Annotated in this window: 16 protein-coding genes and 1 pseudogene; 9 read left to right on the top strand and 8 right to left on the bottom strand. The window is 66.8% G+C overall.

What is annotated here, in order from left to right:
- Window positions 1-54 precede the first annotated feature (54 nt).
- The 5 genes from ACZ4UV_RS50640 to eccD all read right to left on the bottom strand — a co-directional run bounded on the left by ACZ4UV_RS50640 (window position 55) and on the right by eccD (window position 4,407).
- A complete protein-coding gene (locus tag ACZ4UV_RS50640; protein WP_467849588.1) occupies window positions 55-483 on the bottom strand; it encodes a type VII secretion system-associated protein in 429 nt (142 codons plus the stop codon).
- A gap of 33 nt (window positions 484-516) precedes the next feature.
- Window positions 517-828, bottom strand: coding sequence for a WXG100 family type VII secretion target (locus ACZ4UV_RS50635; protein WP_467849583.1), 312 nt, complete (start codon window positions 826-828; stop codon window positions 517-519).
- 73 nt (window positions 829-901) lie between these two features.
- Window positions 902-1,273: a hypothetical protein gene (locus ACZ4UV_RS50630; protein WP_467849576.1), complete on the bottom strand. Its 372-nt coding sequence runs from the start codon at window positions 1,271-1,273 to the stop codon at window positions 902-904.
- A 227-nt stretch (window positions 1,274-1,500) separates the two neighbouring features.
- Entirely contained in the window at window positions 1,501-3,000 is a 1,500-nt protein-coding gene (gene eccB / locus ACZ4UV_RS50625) for a type VII secretion protein EccB (RefSeq protein ID WP_467849571.1), read from the bottom strand.
- A gap of 18 nt (window positions 3,001-3,018) precedes the next feature.
- Window positions 3,019-4,407 carry a type VII secretion integral membrane protein EccD gene (gene eccD / locus ACZ4UV_RS50620; RefSeq protein WP_467849565.1) on the bottom strand — a complete coding sequence of 463 codons (1,389 nt, stop codon included), beginning with the start codon at window positions 4,405-4,407 and terminating at the stop codon, window positions 3,019-3,021.
- 352 nt (window positions 4,408-4,759) lie between these two features.
- Here eccD and eccCa point away from each other — a divergent pair, with 352 nt between their 5' ends.
- The gene (eccCa, locus tag ACZ4UV_RS50615) at window positions 4,760-8,818 is read left to right on the top strand and encodes a type VII secretion protein EccCa (protein WP_467849674.1); all 4,059 of its coding nucleotides are present in this window, start codon (window positions 4,760-4,762) and stop codon (window positions 8,816-8,818) included.
- A 346-nt stretch (window positions 8,819-9,164) separates the two neighbouring features.
- On the opposite strand, the gene ACZ4UV_RS50610 is transcribed toward eccCa, so the two are convergent.
- On the bottom strand, window positions 9,165-10,364 hold the full coding sequence (locus ACZ4UV_RS50610; RefSeq protein WP_467849559.1) for a S8 family serine peptidase: 1,200 nt from the start codon (window positions 10,362-10,364) through the stop codon (window positions 9,165-9,167).
- A 672-nt stretch (window positions 10,365-11,036) separates the two neighbouring features.
- Here ACZ4UV_RS50610 and ACZ4UV_RS50605 point away from each other — a divergent pair.
- The 4 genes from ACZ4UV_RS50605 (at window position 11,037) to ACZ4UV_RS50590 (ending at window position 19,321) form a co-directional block, all read left to right on the top strand.
- Complete coding sequence (locus ACZ4UV_RS50605) at window positions 11,037-13,502, top strand: DNA polymerase III subunit gamma/tau domain-containing protein (protein ID WP_467849552.1); 2,466 nt, start codon at window positions 11,037-11,039, stop codon at window positions 13,500-13,502.
- Between the two features lie 121 nt (window positions 13,503-13,623).
- Window positions 13,624-14,934: a hypothetical protein gene (locus ACZ4UV_RS50600; protein ID WP_467849547.1), complete on the top strand. Its 1,311-nt coding sequence runs from the start codon at window positions 13,624-13,626 to the stop codon at window positions 14,932-14,934.
- A gap of 424 nt (window positions 14,935-15,358) precedes the next feature.
- Window positions 15,359-18,682 carry a right-handed parallel beta-helix repeat-containing protein gene (locus ACZ4UV_RS50595; protein WP_467849542.1) on the top strand — a complete coding sequence of 1,108 codons (3,324 nt, stop codon included), beginning with the start codon at window positions 15,359-15,361 and terminating at the stop codon, window positions 18,680-18,682.
- A gap of 306 nt (window positions 18,683-18,988) precedes the next feature.
- Window positions 18,989-19,321, top strand: coding sequence for a hypothetical protein (locus ACZ4UV_RS50590; protein ID WP_467849538.1), 333 nt, complete (start codon window positions 18,989-18,991; stop codon window positions 19,319-19,321).
- 274 nt (window positions 19,322-19,595) lie between these two features.
- Here the strand turns inward: ACZ4UV_RS50590 and ACZ4UV_RS50585 are convergent, their stop codons facing one another.
- Window positions 19,596-20,264, bottom strand: coding sequence for a TetR/AcrR family transcriptional regulator (locus ACZ4UV_RS50585; protein ID WP_467849535.1), 669 nt, complete (start codon window positions 20,262-20,264; stop codon window positions 19,596-19,598).
- A 68-nt stretch (window positions 20,265-20,332) separates the two neighbouring features.
- Between ACZ4UV_RS50585 and ACZ4UV_RS50580 the strand changes: the two genes are divergently transcribed.
- From ACZ4UV_RS50580 to ACZ4UV_RS50565, 4 genes and pseudogenes are all read left to right on the top strand, one after another.
- Window positions 20,333-21,910 carry a GMC family oxidoreductase gene (locus ACZ4UV_RS50580; protein ID WP_467849529.1) on the top strand — a complete coding sequence of 526 codons (1,578 nt, stop codon included), beginning with the start codon at window positions 20,333-20,335 and terminating at the stop codon, window positions 21,908-21,910.
- 145 nt (window positions 21,911-22,055) lie between these two features.
- Window positions 22,056-22,461 (top strand): annotated as a pseudogene (locus tag ACZ4UV_RS50575) (ISAzo13 family transposase); the annotation flags it as partial.
- Between the two features lie 291 nt (window positions 22,462-22,752).
- Window positions 22,753-23,379 (top strand): helix-turn-helix transcriptional regulator, encoded by a 627-nt coding sequence (locus tag ACZ4UV_RS50570; protein WP_467849522.1) that lies wholly within the window; start codon window positions 22,753-22,755, stop codon window positions 23,377-23,379.
- A gap of 112 nt (window positions 23,380-23,491) precedes the next feature.
- Window positions 23,492-23,647, top strand: coding sequence for a hypothetical protein (locus ACZ4UV_RS50565; protein ID WP_467849517.1), 156 nt, complete (start codon window positions 23,492-23,494; stop codon window positions 23,645-23,647).
- Window positions 23,648-23,847: 200 nt separating this feature from the next.
- Here ACZ4UV_RS50565 and ACZ4UV_RS50560 read toward each other — a convergent pair whose 3' ends face one another.
- Entirely contained in the window at window positions 23,848-24,795 is a 948-nt protein-coding gene (locus ACZ4UV_RS50560) for a GlxA family transcriptional regulator (protein WP_467849512.1), read from the bottom strand.
- Between the last annotated feature and the right edge of the window lie 51 nt (window positions 24,796-24,846).

Below are 24,846 nucleotides of genomic sequence, written 5' to 3'. Positions count from 1 at the left end.
AAGCCGGGCGCGCACCGTGTCAGTCAAGGATGTCTGTCCGGTCGTCCTGCGGGCCTATGGGTTCGTCGTACCCCCGGTTCCGGGTTCGCCGAGTTCCGAGTCGTAGCCGCCGATGGCCGTCATGAACTTTCCAGCTTCGACCTGTTCCAGACTCTTCTCACCCGCCTTGATCATGGTCCTGATGACATCCTCCAGCTCTCTCTTCAGGTCCTGGAAGGCCGTGAAGTGCTTGTTCAGCACGGTGTCAATAGCGCCGGCCGCCTTGACAACGTTGGCGGACACGTTCTTGCCGCCGGTGTCACCGTCGCCGTCCAGCTGACCGATAACCAGGGGATGAGGTTCAGCGCCGATGTCGTACAGAGAGGGCGGGGTCTGTCCCGGTGCACGCAGTTTGGTGATGCTCTCGATGAACTCAGGTGTGAGTTCATCGTCGATGAACGCCTTGAGCGCGTGTGGGTCGAGCTTGGTCAGATCACCTGCCACTGAAGGCTCTCCTTTTCGAACTGCCGAGGCAGATCAGAACTTGATCTCCTCGAACCCCTGGGCGTTCTGGTAGACGGTCTTCTTGTACAGGTCCGAGATTCCTTCGAGCGTCTGGGCATGCGACAGCAGGATCTGGCTGAGCGCGGACACCTCGGCGTTCCAGGCGGGCTGTACGCGCTGGAAGTAGACGTCTCGGTCGGGGCCCAGCCAACTGGTTGCGATGGGCTGGAGATCCTGCTCCAGCTGACTGACCAGACCTGCAATACGGGTGGTCTGGTGCTGCATCTCCTGGGCGAAGGTCAGAGCCTGGCCGTGGTCGATGTAGATGCCGTCTTCGGCAGCCATGAGAGGCCTTTCAGGGAAAGTAACCAGGGACGGAAGGGCGATGGATACAGGCAGGTGTCGAGCTGTGCGCGGGTCAGCCCGTCATCTGGTTGTAGGCTCCGGCAGCGAGCGTCCCGCCGCCGGGAACCGTGTGCCGGCCCTCGCTCAAGACCGACTCGTAGGTGGTGGTCTGCGTCTTGGTGTCCGTCTGCATGCTGTTGCTCAGCTGATTCTGCATGGCTTCACAGGTGTTCATGATCCGCTCGACCTCCTGGCACCAGGTCTCCATGACCTGTGCGTAGGCCCTGCCGTCGGCCCCGCCGTAGTGAGCCGACAGGGTCGCCTTCGCCTGCTCGACCTCGCCCCTGATGGTGTTCATCTGGGTCTGCGCGTTCTGCAGGATCTGAATCGCCTTGCTATAGGTGCTTGTGGACGATTCCTGCAAATACGAACTCGGCGTACTCATGGTGTGGCCTCCTTGGATTTGGGATGCGGAGCATGGTCCGCCCGCCACGAGGTAGACGCGGGGAACTCCAGCAGCTTTGCAGGCGGCATCGCTCTGCAGTGCTCAGATCGCGCCAAATCCAAGCGAATTCGTTTAAGGGTAAGCCCAGTTGATAACGCTCGCAAGGAGCTGCATGACTTTCCTTCCCGAAAGGGCAGTCATCATCGACCCTTTCGCTCATGTGAAATTCATCCCACGCATGACGGTTCGCCAGAGACCGTACTCAACCCCGCCTTAGCGGCATCGGCGGACAGGTCGGGGCCATTGGGAAGCATGCGCAGCAGCGGCGACGGCAGACCCACCGCGTCCGTCAGGTCGTAACCGAGGTCGGCAGCCGACGCGGAGTTCGTAATCCGGTACTTCAGGCCGACGTCCGTGACCAGATAGACGGTGTTACCCACCGCACCGCCTGCGCTGCCCAACACTTTGACCAGGCTGCCTCCGCCGGGCGGCAACGCCACCGCGTCCACCGGCAGACAGGCCGGGGCCGGCGTACGCGCGTAGGGCTCCGCGCCTGCCTCGACGGTGGCTGCCGAGACGAGCAGTACGCTCACCGTCACACCGGATGACCGGTGCGGGACCAGACGGGTACAGGCGCTTCGGTTCTCATCCACCGCGAGCAACTGCGGAGGAACCGGCGGCAACGCCGCCCCCTCCCTGCGAACCGCCCGGCCGGCCTCCGATCCCTCTGGGGCGGAGGCGCTGGTGAGCGCGTGCGCGGACAGGGCCGTCGCCTTGGGAACGCCACCCCGGTACGCCTTGTGCTGGACGTCCACGTCACCGAGAACGATCGCAGCCTGCGTGTCGGTCACCCGTACCAGGCCGTCGGACAACAGGAGGTAATACTGCTGGGCGGAGCCGGGTGTCGAGACGGTGAAGAGCTGGCCCACCCTGGTCGGCAGACCGTCCAGTCGCGGACCGACCGCGCCAAGGCCGGAGACCGTGGGAGCCGCGAGTCGAGGTCCCGCGGGCAGCGCGTCGAGAAAGGCGGCCGACACCTGGAGAACTTTGGTGCCGCCGTACCCGAGGGCGTCGCCGACCGCCGTACCGGGAGGCAGTTGGAACCGGCTGCCGTTCCACACCAGGTACTTGGTGCCGTCGGGGCCGCTGACCAGGACCGCCTGATTGTTGCGTATGCCGGTGCCCGGTTCATCGGTATCCACCCTGAGCGTGGTGTGCGACACCTGCCGGCCGGCACCGGTGACCGAGATGTCCGCGCACACCTCCCAAGCGCCGGTGTTCAACTTGTCGGCAGGCGGGAGGGTGTCGGGGGCGTTGGAGATGCCCGTGGGCGCTCCGTGGGCCGTGCCGGACAGAGACTGCGCAGAGACGGACTGCGTGGTCATGTTCCCGCCCAGGATCAGCCGTGCCGACGCGTAATTGCGCACCGGGCGCAGTGTGCCGTCGTACACGTAGCGGGTGTTGGTGTCTTTTTCGACGATCAGTGCCGTTCCGCTGCGCCAGGAAGTGTTCTGCCCCGGCGAAAGCAGACCGAAGACCAGGAAGCCGGCGCACAACAGGGCGCCGCCAACGGCGCCGTAGGCCATGCCCCGGTCGGTTCGGCGGGTAGGTGTCTCGGCGGCGTCGGGATCGGCCCGCAGCAGCCCCGCGGTCAGCCGGGAGACCAGGAACTGATGAGCCTGCACTTGGTCACGACGGGACTGCATGCCTTCGCCCTTCTGTTTCACCATTCATGACGTGCGGTCTCAGCCTTTCCACGCACGCAGACGCTGAAGGATGTCGAGCGCCCACAGGGCCGCGGGGAACAGAGCGAAGGCCGCGGCGGACTGCAGAAGGTCGCCTGCCCTGCCCCAGTGCGGCAGCAGCCGCCGCCCCGGGACGAACCAGGACACGGTCGCGGTGAGGCTGGCGACAAGCATCAGCGCCGCGGTACCGGCGAGTCCGGCTCCGGCCCCGTGCCGCAGCGTGGTCTCGACGACCAGCAGTACCGTGCCCACGCCCGCCGGTACGGCGAACGCCAGGCGCTGCCACGAGGTGCCCAGACTGCGGCTGTGCAGGGCAAGCAGGAGCGCGAGAAGCGAGGCGGCGACCAGGCGGGACAGACCCGGGCTCGCGGCGAGGCCGACCAGGCAGGCCGTACAGATGACGCCCACCGCACCGTAAAAGGCCGTCATCCACCGGTCCACGGCCACGCTTCCCGAGGCGATGTCGCTCTCGGAACGCGGGTCGATGCCCTCCTGGAGTTGGTCGACGTTGGTCGGAAGCGGTGGCAGTCTCAGTCCGGCCAGCGAGAAGGAAACCCTGGGGATGAAGGCGCCGAACGCCACCGCCACCATGGCCACGGCGCCGGCCACGTGGGAGAAGGGCTGGCCGAGGCCGATCATCAGGACACCCGCAAGCACGGCTGCCACGGCCACCACACCGCCGGCCGCGAACACCACGGGATACGTGGGAACAACACTGCTGGCCAGCACCACACCGAGTGCCGCAGCCGAACCGGCAGCCAGCAGTCGGGCTCCGGCATCCCGTGCCGAGGATCCGTCGCCGACCACGAGGAGGCCCAGAACAGCGAGGAAAGCGCCGCCGAACAGTCCCAGCATGACCGCTCCGGGACCGTCGTCCAGAACATGAAAGGCGGCGCTCGCACCGGACAGGGCGAGCAGCGCCGCGCCGACGGCCAGTGCCGCCCGCCCGAACGCTCCGGAGTCGGACAGGAGCAGCAGCGTCAGGCAGCCGGTCAGCGCGGCGGCCGTCGTCAGCCGCAGCGTCCAGCGGCTGATCTCCGGCGTCCAGGCGTGGGGAAGGTCGCGTACGGTCGCCGAGACGGCGTCCACCAGGTTGTCGTAGCGGATCGGCGGGAGGGCCTCCGTCCGCGGCCGCAGCAGCAGGGTCTCACCGTCCTTGATCTCCAGCGTGGCCGGAGTCCCTTCGCTGTTCAGCGGATCACCGCCGATGCGTTGGAGTATCCAGCCGGCATGCTCCAGGCCCGCCTCCTCCAGCTCCGCCCCCGCGTGGTCGACGATGACCGGCATGAGATCCGCGAAAGGGATGTCGGCCGGGACGGCCAACTCGAGGAGTCTGTCTGGGGCGCGCACAATGATTCGGCACAACCCGTGCACCGAAGTTTCGTTCATGGCGGCACAAGCCTTCCAGCTCGAACAGGCAGGATCGCCGCCGGTCAGGCCCCGTACACGCTGAGGCCCAGCAGCGATCCGCGTGGGGAGGTAAGCAGGATCGCCACGGCACGTGCGCCAACGAGCCGAGCAAGGAGGGCGTCCGGCGCGGAGACAGAGCCTTTAGCCAGAACGCTCGAATACAGATACTCTCACGACCGGCACCTCTCTCACACCGGCTCTGCCAGGCCAGAGGGTTCGTACTCACCCGTTCCGGTCTCAGCCGATGCCCTGGCCGCCAGGTCCGCCCCCTGCTACGCGTCCCGCGAGCCGTGCTCCGCCGCCCTACTCCCGAGGAGAACCTCCGTTGAGTGTGGTTTTCGTTCGCCGATCAGCCCGGCGCCGTGGTCCGGACATTCCCGAAGGCGAACTCACCCTCAAAGAGCCGCCGCCCCTGGCGGAAGCGACGCCCCGGGGTGCGTCAGGGATCATGACCTATCTGCCCATGGCGGCCATGTCGGTCGCCATGGTGCTGCTGTACACGAGACTGGGCAGCTCGTCGAGCCCGATCATGTATCTGGTGGTCGGGCTGATGCTGGTATCGATGGCCGCCATGCTGGTGGGCCAGTTGATGCAGTCCGGCACGGAGCGCAAACAGCGGCTCAAGGGCGCCCGGCGCGACTACCTGCGGTACCTGGGCGGGGTCCGGCGCAATGTACGGTCGGCCATACGTGAGCAGCAACGGGCGCTGGCCTGGCGCCACCCGGACCCCCTGGCCCTGTGGTCCTTCGCGAGAACCTCACGGCTGTGGGAACGGCGCATGGCGGACGAGGACTTCGCCGAGGTGCGCCTGGCTGCCGGCGATCAGCGGCTCGCCCTGCGGCTCGCCACCGACACCAGTAAGCCGGTGGAGGACCTCGACCCGCTCTCGGCCCAAGCGCTGCGCGCGTTCACCAACGCGTACGCCTCGGTGCCGGAGCAGCCCATCGCGCTCTTCCTGCGGGCGTGGGCCCGAGTTCTGTTCCGCGGCGATCAAGAGATGGTGCTGGACACCGCCCGTGCCATGCTCGGCCAGCTCGCCGTCCTGCATTCGCCGCAGGATCTGATGATCACGCTGTGTGTGGCACCGGAACGGCGCGCGGAGTGGGAGTGGGTGAAATGGCTGCCGCACAACCTGAACCCGATCCGCTTCGACAGCGTCGGCCCGGCGCGGCTGACCGCCTCGACCATGGCCGAGTTGGAGGACCTCCTGGGCGAGGAGTTCACGCAGCGTCCCGCTTTCGAGGCCGGCGCATCACCGACAAGGGACGAGCCATACCTGGTAGTCGTGCTGGACGGCGGTCAAGTAGCCGCCGGGCACCAGCTGGACCGGGCGGGTCTGCGCAACACCGTGGTGCTCGACCTGTCCGGGGAACTGACATGGCGGCCGGGACGAACCGTGCTGCGTGTGGTGGTCGAGGAATCCGACGCGACTGCCGAGAACGCCGAGCAGGGCAACCCGGAGCCCGAAGCCGCATACAGCGAGATCAAGTTGGTACGCACTGATCGCGACCGCAAGGAGACCACCGTCTCATTGGGCCGCGCCGACCGTCTCGGCCGTGCCGACGCGCGAGCGCTGGCCCTGGTCCTGGCTCCGATGCGCCCCGGTGCCAAGGCGCTCTCCGAGGAGCCGCTGTCCACCGACATCCAGTTGACCACCCTGCTGGGCATCCCCGACCTGCACCGCTACAACCCCGACGCGTACTGGGCCGAGCGGACCACCGCGGCTGATCGGCTGCGAGTGCCCATCGCGGTCGGCGCCGACGGGCGGCCGGTGGAACTGGACATCAAGGAGTCCGCGCAGGACGGCATGGGCCCGCACGGCATGCTGATCGGCGCCACCGGTTCCGGCAAGAGTGAACTCCTGCGCACCCTCGTGCTGGGCCTGGCTCTCACCCACTCCTCGGAGACCCTCAACTTCGTCCTGGTCGACTTCAAGGGCGGCGCGACCTTCCTGGGCCTGCACGAACTTCCCCACACCTCGGCGGTGATCACCAACCTCGCTGACGAGGCCGCCCTGGTCTCCCGCATGCAGGACGCCCTGCACGGTGAACTCATACGCCGACAGGAGCTGTTGAGGGCCGCGGGGAACTACACCTCCGCCCTCGACTACGAGCGGGCCCGCGCGTCCGGCACCCCGCTCGCCCCTCTGCCCTCGTTGTTTGTGGTCGTCGATGAGTTCAGCGAACTGCTGGCCGCACACCGCGAGTTCATGGAACTCTTCGTGATGATCGGACGCCTCGGCCGGTCTCTTGGGGTGCACCTGCTGCTGGCCTCGCAGCGCTTGGACGAGGGCCGTATGCACCAGTTGGAGAGCCACCTGTCGTACCGGATCGGTCTGCGCACCTTCTCGGCCATGGAGTCGCGTGGCGTGCTCGGCGTCCCGGACGCCTACGAGCTGCCGCCGCAACCAGGAAGCGGCTTCCTCAAGAGCGGCGTCGAGTCCCTCACTCGCTTCCGCGCCGCCTATGTGTCAGGCTCCTACCGGCCGCGTTCCGGCACCCTGGCCCCGGCCCAGGTGGCGAGCAAGGTCATACCGTGGACCAGCGAGTGGGTGGAAGAACGTCAACCACTACCCGAGGAAGCAGCGAAAACGGCGGAGGAGACACAGCGGGAGGAAGCCGAAAAGGACTTCCCGAGCTTGCTGTCCGTGGCAATCGACAAACTACGTGATTCCGGGCCGCCCGCCTATCAGGTGTGGTTGCCGCCACTGAGCACGCCGCCCACCCTGGACGGTCTGCTGCCGCCCCTGCTGGAGGACCCCGACCTCGGCCTGACCACCGTGGGCTGGCCGGAGCGGGGTGCGCTGCGGGTGCCCGTCGGCATCGTGGACCGGCCCTTCGAGCAGCAGCGCGACCTGTTGACCGTCGACGCGTCGGCCGCCGGCGGGCACATCGCCATCGCCGGCGGACCGCAGAGCGGCAAGTCCACCCTGGCCCGCAGCGTCATCACCGCACTCGCCCTCACTCACACCCCTCGTGAAGTCCAGTTCTATTGCCTGGACTTCGGCGGTGGCACACTGGCGAGCCTGGCCGGACTGCCGCACGTCGGCGGCGTCGCCGGCCGCCTCGACACCGAACGCATCAACCGCACCCTCGCCGAGATGTCCACGCTCCTCGCGCACCGGGAACGTCTTTTCGCCGAGCACGGCATCGAATCCATGGCGGCCTTCCGCCAGCGCAGAGCGGCGGGCGAGTTCCCCGACGAGCAGCACGGCGACGTCTTCCTGGTGCTCGACGGCTGGTCCACCGTGCGGCAGGACTTTTCGGACCTGATGAACCGGTTCAACGCGATCGCGACCGGCGGCCTGAACTACGGACTCCATCTGCTGATCACGACGTCCCGCTGGATGGACCTGACCGCAGCGGTCCGTGACCAGAGCGGGACCAAGCTCGAACTGCGGATGGGTGACCCGGTGGATTCGATGGCCGACATCCGTCGGGCCGGAAGCGTGCCCCGGACAGCGGGCCGCGGGATGACGATCGACTCCAAACTGCACTTCCTGAGCGCGCTGCCGCGCATCGACGGCGGCGAGACCTCCGACGACCTGACGGACGGTGTCGCGAATCTGGTCACGGCGGTGGCCGAGAGCTGGCCGGGCACGGCGGCACCACCGGTACGCATGCTGCCCACCCAGCTGCCGGTCACCGCGCTGCCGCCGGCGGACCCGGACCGCCGGCTCCGTATCGCGCTGGGCGTGGAGGAGAACGAACTGGGGCCCGCGTGGCAGAACTTTGCCGAGACACCGCATCTGGTGGCCTTCGGCGACAGCGAATCGGGCAAGACCAACCTGCTGCGGCTGATCGCCCAGGCCGTCACGGAACGGTTCACCCCGGCCGAAGCCCGGTTCCTGGTCATGGACACCCGTCGTGAGCTGGCCGAAGCGATCCCGGCCGAATACCTGCTCGGTCACGCCGTGTCCGTGGACCAGTTGTCCGAGCTGCTCAGCGGGGTGAGCCGAGCGCTCAAGGACCGTGTGCCGGGGGCCGACATCACGCCCGCCCGGATGCGCCTGGCCGACTGGTGGAAGGGACCGCGGCTGTTCGTTCTGGTGGACGACTACGACATGGTCGCCCAGCCGGTGCGTACGCCCTTCGAGCCGTTGCTGGAACACCTGCCACTGGGCTATGAACTGGGCCTGCACATGGTCGTCACGCGCGCGGCCGCCGGAGGCATGCGTGGGGTCAACGATCCCCTCGTGCGGAGAATGCTGGAGGTCAACGCACCCGGTCTGCTGATGTCCTGTCCGCCCGACGAGGGCTACATCTTCGGCAACGTCAAACCGCGCCTGCTGCCCCCGGGCCGAGCCCTGTACATCACCCGGCGCGGTTCCGTACAGATCCAGACGGCGCTGATGGACCCGCTCGGCACGGCGGACGAACGAGACAGGTGACGAGCCGGCCGGCGGCCGAACCCACCTTGCTGGCTCGTGCACAGCCTTCAGGTCAGCAGGCGTGGGACGACCTGCGCAGTCCGGCCCGGGCACACCTTGACGGGCGCTTACGAGCATCCGTCAGCTGGGCGGCCGGCGGGACTCGGGTGTCGCACCGCCCATGCGCCCGGCTTCCCGTCGTTGGAACGGCCGCCGGGCCGCGGCCCGGTGCCAGTCGATCCGGACGCGGCGGACCGAGGACCTGTTCCCTGCCGTCAAGTGCGGGCCAGCATGCTAGGCCACGTCCTTCCCCCCTCGCGAACAACGAGTCCGCGGCCGCGGGAGGCAAGGACGCCGGCTACCGGGGTCAGGGCATAGGTCGACGCGCCCGGGCCCGCGCGAACAAGGCTGTACCCGCACGAACCCCGACCACGAGCAGCAGGCAGGCAGCGGCCAGCCGGCCGGCGCGGCGCAGGACGCCGCTGTCCTTGGCCGGAGGCGTCAGATCTACGCGATCCTCATAGGACCGCGCGGAGGGTGCAGGACCGGCGGCCAGCACGTCGGCAAGAGCGCCGTAGGGATCCAGGCGGGGTACGGCGGCGGGATAGGCGCTCGCGACGAGCCGGCGGGAGACCTGGTCTGCGCGCAGCTGCGGATCGGCCGACCGCAGCAGCGCAGCCGTGCCCGCGACGTAGGCCGCAGCCATCGAAGAACCGTTCCCGATGAAATAGCCGGAGCCACGCGGGCCGATGCCGGCCACACCGTCTCCGGGGGCAGCGAGATCGACCCTTTCGGGAACCAGCGCGCTCTGGGAACGGTTTCCGTCGATGTCCACGTCCTCCACCGACAGCACCCCGGCGGCGGAGGCCGGCCAGTAGGCGGCCGGCGCCGGATCGTCTCCGTCCGTCGCGGTGTCCGTGCCGTCCGGAACGGCCGGAGCGACGATGAGGGCGTCGTGGGACCGGGCGAAGGCGACCGCCGATCGCAGGGCGGCCGTATCGCTGGAGAAGGCGGCCGAGACGTACACGACCTGGGCGCCCTGTCCGACGGCTGCGCGGATCCCGGCCGCGACGAGCGCGGGACTCTGGTTGCCGGCCTCGTCCGTGCCGCGTTCGGCGACGACACGAGCCTGGGGGGCCACGCCGGTGAAACCGCTGCGTGTGTCGGGTGCCGCCGCGATGAGTCCGGACACAAAGGTGCCGTGCCCCACACAGTCCTGGGCGGCGGCGCCGTCGGCCGTCACTCGTCCGGTGAGCAGAGAGGCACCTGTGGCCACCCCGGTGTCCACCACGCCGACGGTCACCCCGGTGCCCTGGGCGAACTGCTGGGCCGCCGCCAGGTCGAGGTTTCGCTGCGCCCAGGGCACCGAGTCGACCTTCGCCTCCGACGCCCCGGTGCACTGCGTGACACCCGTGCCCAGTGCCGCCGGAATTACGGGGAGTTGTGAAGTTGCGGCAAAGGCGACGGCGGAGAGCTGTGGCAGCGCGAGCAGAATGCCTGCAGCCGACGAGGCGAATATCCCCCTGTGGCCGAATTTATTCGAGGAAAAGCCGAAGTGGGTCGTCATGGTCGTCGAATCCCTGCGGTTCGGCGGTGCGGGCTGGCTCCCAGAACCGCTGATCGATGAGACAGGCGCCCCGGCACCGTGCGGGGCCAGTCCTGTTGCTGCTCCGCTCTTCCCATAAGGGAGAGCGTGGGCGCGGAATTATCGCGCGCAACAAGAGGGCACTGTATCCTCTGCGTTGAGGCAATGCCGTATGCCGCTGACCGATCAGCGCGCGTCTGCTGTCTCTCAGGGAAGACAGCAGACGGATTGCGTCATCCCCTCCGGTCTGGCGCGGCCGGGTGAAGGGCCATTCGAACTCGCACCACTGACGTGGGCGGGGCTTCCCGGCCCGTGCAACCCCTCCGTGACCAAAGGGTGTGATGACCTCATGACCGCGATCCATGCCCGGGACGGGCGATGACTCCTCGTCTCGAAGCCCTGCGTCCGGTGCCGTCCCAAGGGGACACGTCAACGTCGTTGGCTGTGACGCAGGCTCAATCCCGAATGTATGTGGTCCACTCGGGCCGCCGCCCGGCCGCCGGTCTCCTGGACACCACCGCGTGGCTGGGTTCCTCGCCGCCCGGGGTGGCCAGCGTGGTCGTAGGTGCGCCACTGGGGCGGGACGGAGCGGAAGGCCTGCACGCGGTCCTGCGACCCGTGCTGGATGACTGCCGGTCGGCAGGAGTTCAGGCGGTGAGGCTGGTGATGTCCGCCGGTGCTGCCGAGACGGCCGAAACGGACTCCGTCGCGCGCACGCTCTGCGAGCGGTCGGGACTGGACGTCGTGGCCACCGCAGGGGTGGCCGTGATCGTTCCTGGTGGGACCCTGTTCTCTCCGGACCTTCCGGGCCGGCCCGGCGACTGGGTGCAGTTCTCCGCCGGCAGGCCTCAGCGTCGGCTCGGGGCACGGCTGCCCGTCCCTTCCTGGGCACCCGCGATGGCACGGATCGACGCGGACTTCGCCGAAGGGCATGTCGTCGAGGAGGTTCCGGCCGGGCTGCTGATACGGCCCCGGGAAGCGGCTGTCGAGGGTGTGGACGCGCTTCGCTACGCCGTGCCCGCCGACGCCGACAGCCCGCTGCTGCTCGTGGGCGTTCCGGACGCCCCGCCCGTCACCGCCGAAGCGTTGGCCGATGTCATCGCTGCGCTGCCCGGTCCCGTCCGTCGGTCCTTGCGCCTGCTGCCCGCTGACGGGCGGGATGCCATCGCCTCCGGCGAGGCCGTCGCCGATCTGCTCGGCACCGGGGTCCGGGTCCTGAACGGCGTGCCGGTCGTCGTCGACGAACCGTCGGTCGTCGGCTCGGCCCCCGCCGTACGGCTGATGGGTCCCAACGGAGTCCCCGGCTGGCGGCCGTTCCTCGAATCCGCCATCTGCTCGCCTGCCGTCGGCGGGCAGCGTCCCGCTCCGCGCATCGAAGCCTGGCGCGCACCGGCGAGCGGGTTCAAACCGACCGACGAGGCAGGCGTCCTGCTCATCGACCGGCGCTGGCAGGTCAAGGTCACACCGACCGGACTCTGGGTGGGGCGAATCGGTATGCAGCCGCCTGCGGCTGCCTCCGGGCGGCCGGTGGACCCCGGCACCGTGGTCATCGATCTGGGCACACCACGCCGAGCGCTGGACGACTCCCTGTGGTCCGCACTGGACAAGCTGTTCGGCGGTATGGAGCCCGATGTCCGCGAACTCGCCCTCATCAACGTGCACGGAGTCCTGGGGACGAGAGGTGCCGTCTCACTGCGACGTGTCGCCGTACGCCACGGCATAGCGCTCGCGTCACGGCGTCCGCGCGGGAAAGCCGACGACAGCCTTGGGGTCACGCCCTCGCTCCCCCCGAAGGAGCGGCCGACCAGTACGCTCAGGCCGACGGCCACCGAGCAGCCGGTACGGTCCGTCCCCGAGTTCCTGAACGAAGAGCCGCTCCCCCAGGCCAGTGTGACGCCTACACTCCACGTGCCCACCGCCCCCGCCCTGCCGACCACCGGCTCCGGTTTGCCCGGAGCGGCCGAGGGCCCAAGCGGTCAGTCCGGCACAGCACAGTCGACGGCCCCGCAGGCCAACACCCCTGCGCCCGCAACCGGTGCCGTGCCCCATGGGATCTCCGCGACCGACGCCGCGTTCGCCACTCCTTCCACAACCACCGCCACGCCGTCCCGCGCCGGTCTACGCCCCGACAGCGTGCTGCGCAACGACGACACACTCGGTACAACTGCGCCGGAACTGCGCGGGTTTCCCGAACCCGATGCCGCACCGGCGAATGCCGAGACCCGCGAGCCTGCCACCGAGAAGGCCAGGACCACGCCATTCCCTGCCGCATCAGCGGAGGTGGCACAACAGACCGGCTCCACGCCACTCAGCACCGCGGGTGCAGCAGGCAGGGGCGCGGGGTTCCTGATATCCGCCGACAGCGGCGGGCAGCCGCCCCGTGCCGGCACCGGAGTCCGCTCGTCCGCCCGACAGTTCACCGAGTTCCCGGTACGGCCCTCCCACAGCAGCGACGAGGCCGACCGGCAGCGATTGCGGTCCTGTCTCGGCCCCCTCTGGGAGCGTCACATCGGCGCCGTCACCCGCGTCCTGACCAGGATGCCCGGATTGCGCAGCACGTGGGCGGACGGCGCCTCGGCGGAAGACCTGGCGACGGTACACGCCTTCCTCACCCCTGTCTCCGGGGACATGCTGCGCGAAGCGGCGGAACGCAGTGACATCGAAGCCACCGCGTTCCTGCGGTGCCTGGCCTCGGGGTTGCGCCGGCTGCCTTCCTACCGGGGCGCGGTGATCCGGGCCGTTGAACCAGGGACCGGGCAGCCACCGCTGGTGGGCGGAGAGGTCGGCGAGACCGGTGCGGTCATGGCGCAAACCCTCGGGAAGTCATCCTCGCCCGCCGGTGACCTCCACGTCATCTGGTCGGTGTCCGGCCGCCGTACCGGATTCCTGCTCGACGAAGTCACGGTGCCCGAGGACATGATGTTCGGTCCCGGCACACGCTTCAAAGTGCTGGACGTACGAGATCGCGGCGCCGCACGTGTGGTGTTCCTCCGTGAACTTCCCGAGATGGCACCGCCGTGCGCCCCCGGTGACGCACTGAGCAGCGTCGACGTCGCCACGGCGGACCGGTTGCTCACAGCCTTCGGATTCGCCGACACGGGCGCCCCGGAGACCACGTAACCGAAACGCCGCACAAGTCCGCGCGCAGTGTGCGGCTCACAGCACCCTGAGCGCTCCCCGCGACCCGGCAGCAAGATCGGCCGACGTGGGACCCACAACCATGGCCTTCTCAAGGAGCGACATGCCCACCAACAGAACACCGTCCGCCGGCGAGGCGAGCAGCGCCGCCGCTGCGGGGGCACCGGCGACCGCCGCCGTCCGGCGCGCGGTGGCCCTTCCGATGCCCGACGGTTCCGACCTCGGGACGTTCGAGGCATCCGCCCAACCGCCGCTGGCCCAGCTGTTCGCGCAAGCCGCGCTGCCGGAGACCAACAGCCCGACGACCGACCCGGACCCCGCCGAGGCAGCGGCCAAGCTTGCGCCCGCCGCCGGCTACGACCCCGCTAATGCCGCGGAACCGGAAGGCAGCGTGCCCGGGCGCAAGCGGCAGGGCTCCGGCAGCACCCGCTCCGTACGCAAGGTGCACCGGCCGCTGCTCGTCGCGGCGGCCGTGGCCGGAGCGGTGATCGCCGCCACGCCGTTCGTCCCCGGGCACAGCAAGCAGGACACGACGGCTTACGAGGGCCAGGACACGCCCCTTCCCGTGGCCAGCCAAACGGGCACGGATGGAGACTCCGAGCCCAAGGGCTACTCCAGTGGCGTGCCCCTCACGGATCCGGTGGACGGGGGCCGCACGGCAGGTCTGCCGGGGGCGCCGACATTCGGCCCGGCTCGCGGGGCCGCCCCGGTGAAGGAAGGAAAGGGAGGAAAGGCATCCCACGGCGCACCGGCGGGGGAGACCGGTTCCCGGGGGACCCGGACGACCGTCATGCCGCCGTCCGAGAAGCAGGCTGGAAAGCCGGCCGTGCGTCTCGTGCAGACACCCGTGAAGGCCGACGGGGCCGGCAGCACGGACACGTTCACGGCAGTATCGCCGCCAGAGGAGTCGAAGGCCACGAAAGCGGTCAAGCTCACCGCCGCCAAGGTGACGAAACCCGTGACGCAGGCCGCCAAGCAGGTCACCAAGCAGGCCACCGCCTCCACGACGACGTCCGAGGCGGCGCGTCCGGCCACGAAGGCGGCCAAGTCCAGCACCACCCAGGCTCCCGCCGCGCAGTGGAGCACCCGCGTGATCCAAGGCACCTACGTCCTGGGTCCGGGCGAGTCCGTTGCCTCCAACCGCATGCACATCACCATGCGGACGGACGGAAACCTCGTGATCAGCGATGAAAACGGTGTCGTGCGCTGGTCGTCGCACACCTCGGGCAAGGGAGCTCACGCGGTCTTTCAGGGTGATGGGAACTTCGTGGTCTACAGCGCCTCGCAGGAGACGCTGTGGTCGTCCAACACCGCCGACAACCCGGGCGCCCAACTGGTGATCCAGAACGACGGCAACGTGGTTATTCAGTCCACCGACGGTCGGGGCCTGTGGAGCTCGGGCACCGAACACTAAACCCTCCGGGCAGGCAACGCTTCCCCTTTGGGACGTTCCAAAGGGATGCGTTGACCCTGTCTGACCTCATGCCTAGCCTGTTGCTGTCGCAACCGCGCAAGATCCAACACACCAGGAAACTCCTTCACATCCGGTGAAGGAAGGCGGGTTCTTTCTCCCGAGGATATTGCTGTGTGCGAGAGCGGTCGCGGTGCGGATCCGGGTTCGACGCCCGGAACGACCCTGCCGGTGCGGGCCGAAAGGAGGCGCCACTCCTGCTGGCCCGCACCGGGAAGACGTTCCGAGATGACGATCCCGAACCGCCCTGACGTACGTCGGCCCGGTCCCGGTGGGCATCAGACCAATCCGTCTGGCATGACGTGCGTCTTAACGGACAGTCCTGCGACCCCGGCTTGACTGTCCATCTGTGAAAGAAGGAGTGTCTGTGGCGCGCTATCTGTTGGCGGTCGGTCGCGATCAGGGCGGCTACCCGACGATCAGCGCGGCCCTGGCTGCCTCTCGTCCCGGTGCCGTCATCAGCGTGAAGCCGGGTACCTATCGAGAGTCGTTGTCCGTGCGGACGATGGTCACGATCGTGGCCGACGGCCCGCCCGGCAGCGTACAGATCGTCTCCCCGTCAGGCCCCACGATCACGCTAACGGCGGCAGCAGTACACCTCACCGACCTCGTGCTGCGCTGCAGTGAGGGTGATCAGCCGGTGCTCGATGCCGTCGGTGGGCAGGCAGCCCTCGACGGCTGCGAGATCGTCGGGACCGGTTGGACGGCGCTGCTCGCCCGCGGGAACGGCTCCCTGGCCATGAGGCGCTGCCGGGTCAGCAATCCGGTGGGCGCCGGCGTCGTGGAGACGGCGACGGGCACCAGCGTCTTCGAGGACTGTGTGTTCGAAGACCTCGGCACCTCGGCCGTGGTGATCAGCGAGCAGGGCTCCGCCACCGTACGCAACTGTCGACTGCACAAGACGGGCGGCAACGGCGTTCTCGCCAACGGCCGTTCGCGGGGCTCCGTCGAGGGCTGCGAGATCACGGCGACCGCCAAGGCGGCCGTGGCGCTGGAGGGAGATACCGTCCTCTCGCTGTCGAACACCACGATCAGCAACGCCCCTGCTGGTCTCTACATCGCCAGCACCTCCCGCACCGAACTCACCAATGTCTCGGTGCGCAGCATCCAGGGGCACGGCATCGTGGTGGCCGAACGGTCCGACCCCCACCTGACCAATTGCCAGACCTCCGACACCAAGGGCAGCGGTCTTCACGTCACCGGCCGTGCGCGCGGCCATTACGAGAACTGTCACTTTCTGACGGCTGATCAGAACGGCATCCACGTTGCCGAGTCGAGCCTTCCCATGCTGTCCGACACGCTCGTGGCGGACAGCATGGGAATCGGCGTGCTGCTTGCCGACGAGTCTGCGGCGGAACTCTCCCAGGTCGAGATCGTCCGCACCAACGGTGTCGGAGTCCATGTCACCAGTGGTGCCAAGCCAGTTCTGCGCAGGGCGCGGATCTCGGACACACAGGGTGTCGGCATTCTGGTCTCGGACGGCGGCCATGCCAGGCTGGAAGGCTGCGCCGTCGCGGGCAGCGCCACCGACGCACTGCGGGTGGAGAGTCAGGGCACCGCCCAGGTAATCGACTGCACGCTGCGAGGTGCGGGCAGGACCGGTGTGCTCGTGGGAAAGACAGCCGAAGTCACCCTGCAGGACTGCGACGTGCACGAGAGTCACGCGTCGGGAATCACGGTGGAGCAGCAGGGACAGCTCTCCGCGCACCGGGTCCGCGCCACCGGGTCCGGCGGTCATGGCGCGCTGGTCAGCGCGGGCGGCCGGGCGTTCTTCACCAACTGTGAGTTCAGCGGCAACGTGGGAGACGGTATACGCCTCAGCACCGACGAGCCAGTAACCGTCACCGACTGCTCCGTAGCGGCGAACAAGGGCGCGGGGTTCAAGAACACGAGGCCTCGATCGCAGTTGACCCTGGTCAACCTGTCCAGCGTGGGCAACGGAGCACAGGACAGCGGCACAGAGCTGGTCGGCCTCCTCGAGCAAGGGGGGAATGGCCCGGACGGCATCCACAGCGGGGACCGTGACCAGCAGACGGGACCGGTCGCGGAACTCAACGCGCTGACAGGCCTGAGCGGAGTCAAGGAACAGGTCAACATGCTGGTCAGTCTTGCCAAGTTGACACAGCGACGCGCGCAACTGGGCATTCCGGCCCCGCCCACAAGTCGTCATCTGGTCTTCGCCGGTCCCCCGGGCACGGGCAAGACCACGGTCGCCCGGCTCTACGGAGGCATCCTCGCAGAGCTGGGCATGCTGTCCTCGGGCCACATCGTCGAGGTGTCCCGTTCCGATCTCGTCGCCCAGGTGATCGGCGGTACCGCGATCAAGACCACTGAGGCGTTCGAACGGGCCCTAGGCGGTGTGCTGTTCATTGACGAGGCCTACACCCTGATCTCCGACGCCAACAACAACGGCGCCGACTTCGGCCAGGAATCCATCGACACCCTGGTGAAACTGATCGAGGACTACCGTGACGAAGCGGTGGTCATCGTCGCCGGCTACTCCAAGGAGATGAAGGACTTCCTATCCGCCAACCCGGGACTCGCCTCTCGGTTCACCCGAACCGTCGAGTTCGAGAACTACACGGTGGAGGAACTGGTCACCATCGCCGCGAACATGTGCGCCGGCCACAGTTATGTGCTGGACCCGCTGACCACCAAGGCACTGAGTGTGCACTTCTCCCGGATGCGCAGGGACAGTACCTTCGGCAACGGCCGTGCGGCCAGGCAGGTCTTCGAGGAGATGGTCGACCGGCAGTCACTGCGACTGGCGGGCCTTCAGGAGGCCGGCGAGGCCGATCTCATGCTCTTGCTCCCCGAGGACGTGAGCGACGAGGCAGCCGCACAGGTGCGCGGGACAGCGATCGACACCGCGCCGGGCGAATCCGAGCCACTGGCACGCCTGCGCGGCATGACAGGGCTGGCAGCGGTCAAACGCGAGGTCGGCGGCATCGTGGACCTGCTCTCAATGCACCAGCAGCGGGCGGCTCTCGGCCTGCCCACGCCAAGGGTGAGCCATCATCTCGTCTTCTCCGGACCGCCCGGTACCGGTAAGACGACCGTGGCCCGCCTCTACGCCGACCTGCTGCGCTCCTTCGGCATCCTGCCCCGCGGCCAACTGGTCGAAGTGGCCCGGGCCGATCTGGTAGGACGGTACATAGGCCACACCGCGCAGCTGACGACCGAGGCCTTCCAATCGGCTCTGGGAGGCGTGCTGTTCATCGACGAGGCATACACACTCACTCCGGCACACTCTCCCCAGGACTTCGGACAGGAAGCCGTGGACACCCTGCTGAAGCTGATGGAGGACCACCGTGAGGAGGCGGTCGTAATCGTCGCGGGCTATCCCTCGGAGATGGAGCGCTTCCTGAGCGCCAACCCGGGTCTGGCCTCACGGTTCTCACGCCGGGTGGCTTTCGAGAACTACACCACCGACGAACTGCTGGCGATCATTGGCGAGCAGGCCGCCGGTTCGGGCTATCAGTGCGATCCCTCGGCCCTGGAAGCACTAAGGACCCGCCTGGAGGCGGCCCCACGTGATCGGTCGTTCGGCAACGCGCGTCTCGCACGCCAGCTGGTAGAGAACATGATGACGCGTCAGGCGGGTCGCCTCGCCCGGGTGACGGCCCCAGGAATCGAGGAACTGACCACACTCCTCGCGGAAGACGTCCCCGAAGAGGAGCTGGCACGATGAATCGGCCGAACAGCAGCGTCTGTCGCGAACCGAACGGCTGCAGAAGGCTCATACGTACAGCCTGAGCCACGGCCTGTTCACGATTGCCGACTCCGGGCACCTCGACTCCCCGGCGATCCGCTCCGTCTTCAGCCCGCCGGTAACACCCTGCCTCAGTTGGCAACCGACTCTGGCCTTCGACTTTGTGGAGGACGACATGAATCAGCTGTTTCGCGAACGACCGGCAGAAACCATGCCGGAATCACCCGTTGGGAGTCTGATCCCGCCGACTGCAGCCGGTGCCCGCGGCCGTGGGGGGTACTGAGCGTGCCTGATGACGGCGTTTTCGGAGCCGATCCCGAAGCGATCAAGGCCGGTGGCGGCGTCACCCACGTGATCAGCGATCTGATCACGAAGGGGGCAACGCATTTCGGAGACGTGACAGTCTTCGATCAGCAGGACCCGCCGTGGGGCAACGACGAATATGGCAAGCAGTTCGCGGTGAACTATCTTCCCGTTCACTCGGACCTCGCGAACGCCTACGCAACGCTCGGCAGGGCTGTGCTGTCCGCCGCCGAGCTCACCGTCGAATCCGGCAAGAACTTCGGCGGCGCGCAGGACACTGCTTTGCGGTCGATCCACGGGAACGGGCGGTTGTAGGAGGACGGCTGCCGATCCGCTGGTGACTTCGCCGCCGCAGAAGAACCGGTTGTTGCCTGGCTGAACCGCTACAACGCCCGCCGCCGACGCTCCCGCCAACCGCCACCTCAGCCCCAACGCATACGAACGGCGACGCCATGCCGCCGCGCTCTCTTACGGAGGGGCGCCCTCACCTGTCCGGAACGCGGGAAACCGAGGGCGCGGCCGCCGTCCGGATCGGAGTCTCGACCTGCGCCAGGGCCCGCCCGCCAGCGGTGCGGACAGGTATCCGTTATCACAACGCCGGGAGTTCACCGGCGTGCGCTGTGTCGGCCGCAGCTGGTGACGATCGGCTGTACAGGTCGGCGACCCCTTGGAACATGAACACGGCGATATCCACCACGTCATCACGAGTCACCACTTGAGCGCTGTCGGACACGTTTCCGTAGAGCCAGCTGGTGAGGAGTTCGTTGACCGCTGCCACGAATCCGAGGGCGACCAGCTGGGGGGCAGGGCCGCCGCCGGCGGGTGCCGGGAGCAGGCCGGCAACGAGAGTGGCCAGACGTCGTAGCCCCCTGCCACGGCAGGCGTATACGACAGGGCCGGCACCGATCGCCTCGCGAAGTTTGATGCGAGCTCTGCGCGGGTCTGCTTCCAGTGACGCGACGAGAGCGGAGATCATCGCGCGGGGGGCCGTCGATGGGTACTCGGCGGACTGGATCGCCGCCTGACACACCGTCACCTCCTCGTCGAATATCCGGTCAACGACCGCAGCAAGCAGTTCATCCAAGTTGGCAAAGTTCTCGGCGAAGTATCGGTCCCTCAGCTCCGCATGCCGCAGGACGGCTCGCATGGAGGTGCCGGCGTAGCCGACGTCTCCGAACAGCACATATCCACTGTCGATCAGCCGCCTTCTGCGTTCGGCCACCCGCTCCTGTGCTGTCCTGCCGTCGTAGTCCCGCATATAAACCTCTCTTCAATCTGGGGTCATGTGTCATCTGATGGCACGTGACCTCTGATAGCGTCAAGCCTATGACATCGACTCCTTCGATCACGTCACACGACTATGTCGTCGTCGGCGCAGGCAGCGCCGGTGCGGTTCTGGCCGCCCGCCTTTCCGAAGACCCCTCGGTGCGAGTCCTGCTGCTGGAAGCCGGACCGGCCGACACTTCCGAAGCTATCCGAGTCCCCCTGCTGTTCGGTCAGCTTTTTGGCTCGGACGTCGACTGGGCCTACGAGATGAAACGGCCTGCAGGCTACAGAGGTTCGACGTTCTTCCCACGGGGGAAGACGCTCGGCGGCTCATCCTCTACGAACCTGATGGTCTACATCCGTGGCGACCGCAGCGATTTCGACGGCTGGGCGAAGGACGGCTGCACCGGCTGGGACTACGACAGCGTCCTGCCGTACTTCGTCAAGGCAGAGCACAACGCCCGCCTCGCTGGCACGTTCCACGGAACTTCCGGCCCCTTGCATGTCGAGGACCGGCTCTTCACCCACGAGCTGTCGCAGACCTGGATCGAAGCCGCGGTCGACTGGGGAATGCGGCGCACTGAAGACTTCAACGGCGCGAGCCAGCTTGGTGCCGGCTCGTATCAGGTGACCTGCCACAACGGACTGCGGTGGTCGACAGCTGACGCGTATCTTCGCCCAGCCATGAACCGCTCCAACCTCGAGGTTCTCACGGGTGCACAGGCGACCCGAGTCCTGTTCGACGGAGACCGAGCGGTCGGTGTCACCTACCACCACGAGGGTGCCGAGGCGACTGCCCGAGCAGAGGCCGAGGTACTCCTCTGCGGTGGCGTGATCAACTCGCCTCAGCTGCTGCTCCTGTCTGGTATCGGGCCGGCCGATCAGCTGCGCGCGCTCGACATTCCCGTGATCGCCGACTCCGCGGGCGTCGGAGCCAATTTCAGCGACCACACGATGGTGCCGCTGGTCTGGTCCACGGACGTACCAGATATAGGCCAGATGGTGACGCCCGAGGCCATAGCCCTCTTCCAGAGCGGTGGTGGCGGCCCGCTCGCCTCCAACGGTGCAGAGGTCGGCGGCTTCCTCGCCACCGAGGGCGGCGATGTCCCTGACATCCAGTTCCTTGGAGGCGCTTCCAGCTATGTCGACCACGGCAGGAAAGTCATGCCGTCGTCGAGTTTCACGATGAATGTGGCTGGTACGCACCCGCTCAGCCGCGGACGGGTCTGGCTTCGCTCCGCAGATCCGTTCCAGCATCCGCACATCGACCCCGGCTACTTCAGCGACACCACCGATCTGGAAGTCCTCAAGAGGGGCATTCGGGCCGGACTGCAGATCGCCGAACGATCCCCAATCGCGGGCAGCTTCACGTCGCGTGTGCTCCCGGCCTCTGGCGACCTCGACGACGCGGTTCTGATCGAGCACGCTCGTACATACTCCACGACCGAGTATCACGCGGTCGGTACCTGCGCCATGGGGACGGGCTCTGAGTCGGTGGTCGACCCCGAGCTGAGAGTTCGCGGCGTCAGCGGACTGCGAGTGGTCGACGCCTCCGTCATGCCACGCGTGATCAGCGGAAACACCAACGCCGCAGTGATCATGATTGGTGAACGGGCAGCCGAACTGGTCAAGGCCTAGCGTCGGCGTCGGACTCTCTTCACCGTGGTAGGGAAATCTCCGCTCCCCGACGCAGCGTCCACGGGGAGGTCCTTCTGATCAGGGCGCTGACGACCGAGGCGGATTCGAGGTCGAGAAGTCCGCGGCCCGCCGCGCCTGGACCAGGGGCCTGCGTAACCCAAAGCTGATCGGCATGCCCCGAACCGGCGTTGGACGAACTCATCAACCAACTACTCCTGGAAGCGGACGAGTTGCTTGACCATGGACGGCTCCAGCACCGAGGAGGCAAACGCATCCGGGCTCGCGGCGCAGGCGCCCAGGACAAGCTGACCACCGCCGGCAGAGTCCTGACCGCCATGCTCTGCCGGCGCACACTCGGCACCCGAGACCTGCTCGCCCCGCTCTTCAGCGTCAACGGCAGCAGACTCACCAGGGCCCTCCACCAAGTCCAGCCCTTCCCGGCAAAGCACGGCTACACCAGCACACCCCCGACAACCAGGTTCCGCACGTCCGCCGACAGCACCGCGTTCCTCGCGAACAGTAACCCTACGAAGATCAAATCAGCATGTTGATTCTCTCGGCCGTCTCTGTTGCACGATGAGTACACGATACAAGCGGCGCCATAAATGAGACGGCCGAGCGGGCCAAAAGACCGTGTCGCGTGACCAGATCATCCGGGGCTGCCACCATCGGTCGCAGGATTTAACAGAGGGCAGTTTCGCAGGTTATCGGCGGAGGTTGCTCTTCATGCCAAGATACGAGGTAAATGGCGAGATACGGGGTAAAAGGATTCGGCGCGAGATCGTTCGGACAAATTCACTTACCAGACAGGCGCACTGGGCTGCACGCAGAAAGTCATTAGAATGCCATCGACACGAGACAGGATAGTAGTCGCGCTTCACTCCGAGAGTCGACTCACCGAGGAAGGAGCCCGTGCAGCTTTCAAGGATTTCTCAGAGGCTGAGATAGTATCGCAAGCTGAGATAGCCACGGCCGACGTACTTTTGGTGCTCGCTCAGGCTGTAACCGGTGAGATTTTGGCCGAGATTACTTATGCGCGGTCCGTGCGACCAGAATTACATACTGTGATGGTTACGGATTCCATCTCTGAGCCATGCCTGCTACGTGCAATAGGACTGGGCGTTGTCGCCATCATGTCGTATAAGGAGGCAAGTTACCCAGAGATTGCCGACATCGTCATGAAGGTTTCCTCAGGCCAGGTGTATCTTCCGTCCCATATGGTCCGTGAACTACTCGAACACATCCGGAGGCTCGAGCGCATTGAGCCTGACGGAGGACTGGGGCTCAACCATCGCGACCTCACAGTTCTATCACTTCTGGCAGATGGTGCGGACACAGCGTTGATCGCCAAACGCCTCAACTACTCCGAGCGTACGATCAAGAATATCGTTCAAGGAATTGTTCACGCTCTCGGCGTGAACAACCGGACTCAGGCCGTTGCGCACGTAATTCGTGCTGGGCTCCTGTAACAGGACTCCCTCAGCAGCCGAATTTTTCACAGCCTGCAACAATAAACTCGGCAGAGCACATAGGCCTTAAGGGTCTCGTAAGCGGTGGGCCGTCACGCAGAGGATGGGAGACGTGCCCGGGAAGACGTTCATCCTGGACTGCTCCTCCCAGAAGATCGTGGGCTGGCACGCTTCGATCAAACCGGACGTGGAGCTGGTCGGCGTGCCCTTACGGATGGCGCCGTGGCACCGTGCCACGAAGACACCCCCGTCGGACGCGACCAGCTGATATGCCCCTCCGACGCGGGATCGCACTATACGAGTGTGCCCTTCGCCGAACACCTCCACATCGTAGGCATCCAGCCGTCGATCGGCAGCGTCGGAGATGCCTACGACAAGGCGCTGATGGAAACCATCAACGGCCAGCAAAACACAGGCAGGAAAGTCGGGACGGTTCACAACCGTCGCGGTCGACCGTGCACGAGGCCGCTAGCGCGGGAGTTGGCGAAAGGCACGTCGGTAAGCGTTGGGACTCGTGCCGACGATCTTACGAAAGCGTGTTCGCAGATTAGTGGCCGATCCCAGGCCGCTTCGGGCCGCTACGTCCTCGATGCCTAGATCTGTGCTCTCGAGTAGCTCACGCGCACGGTCAACGCGAGCGAAGAGCAGCCACTGATGGGGACTCGTGCCTGTTTCCTCTCGCCACATTCTGGCGAGCGTCCGAGTGGAAACCTTTGCATGCGATGCCAGATCGGCAAGTGAGAGCGATTCGTTCAGACGAGTGAGAGCCCATGTGCGAGTTTCGTTGAGTCTAGAAGAGCCGGACTCCGGCAATGATTTCGAAATGAATTGCGCCTGCCCTCCATCTCGGTGCGGTTGGGCCACCAGCTCACGGGCAATCTCATTAGCAGTCACAGCACCGAGATCCTTTCGCACAATATGCAGGCAAAGATCGATCCCGGCGGTGACGCCAGCCGAAGTCAGGATTAGGCCCTCGTCGATATAGAGAACATTGCGGTCCACCTTGAGATCAGGATGGAGCTTCTCAAAGTCATCTGCACTGGCCCAGTGCGTCGTGACCGTCTTGTCTGCGAGGAGCCCGGCCGCAGCGAGAGCGAAGGCACCCGTACAGATGGATGCAATCCTCGCGCCGTGACTCGCAGCGATGCGCAGAGTGGTGAGCACCTCGGTTGACGGAGGCTCAAGGTAGTTCGCGTAGCCAGGCACAATGATCGTGTCGGCCTGGACCACAGTGGGTAGCCCTGCGGTAGTTACGATATTGAATCCAGTGCTCGTGACTACTTCACCGCGGACTGGCCCACAAATACTCAGCTCGTAGGGTGTGTTCGAGCGCGCGTTGAAAACCTGAGTGGGTATACCCAAGTCGAGGGGCAAGACGCTCGGCAGTGCCAGAACAGCGACACGGTGTGGGGTCATGACATGAACTATACGAACCACAACAGGGAGTCAAAGAGGCGCTCTCCAGGC

The sequence above is a fragment of the Streptomyces sp. NPDC028289 genome (assembly GCF_055565975.1).
Note: the sequence above shows the minus strand (reverse complement) of the source record. Positions and strands in the feature narration are given on the sequence as shown.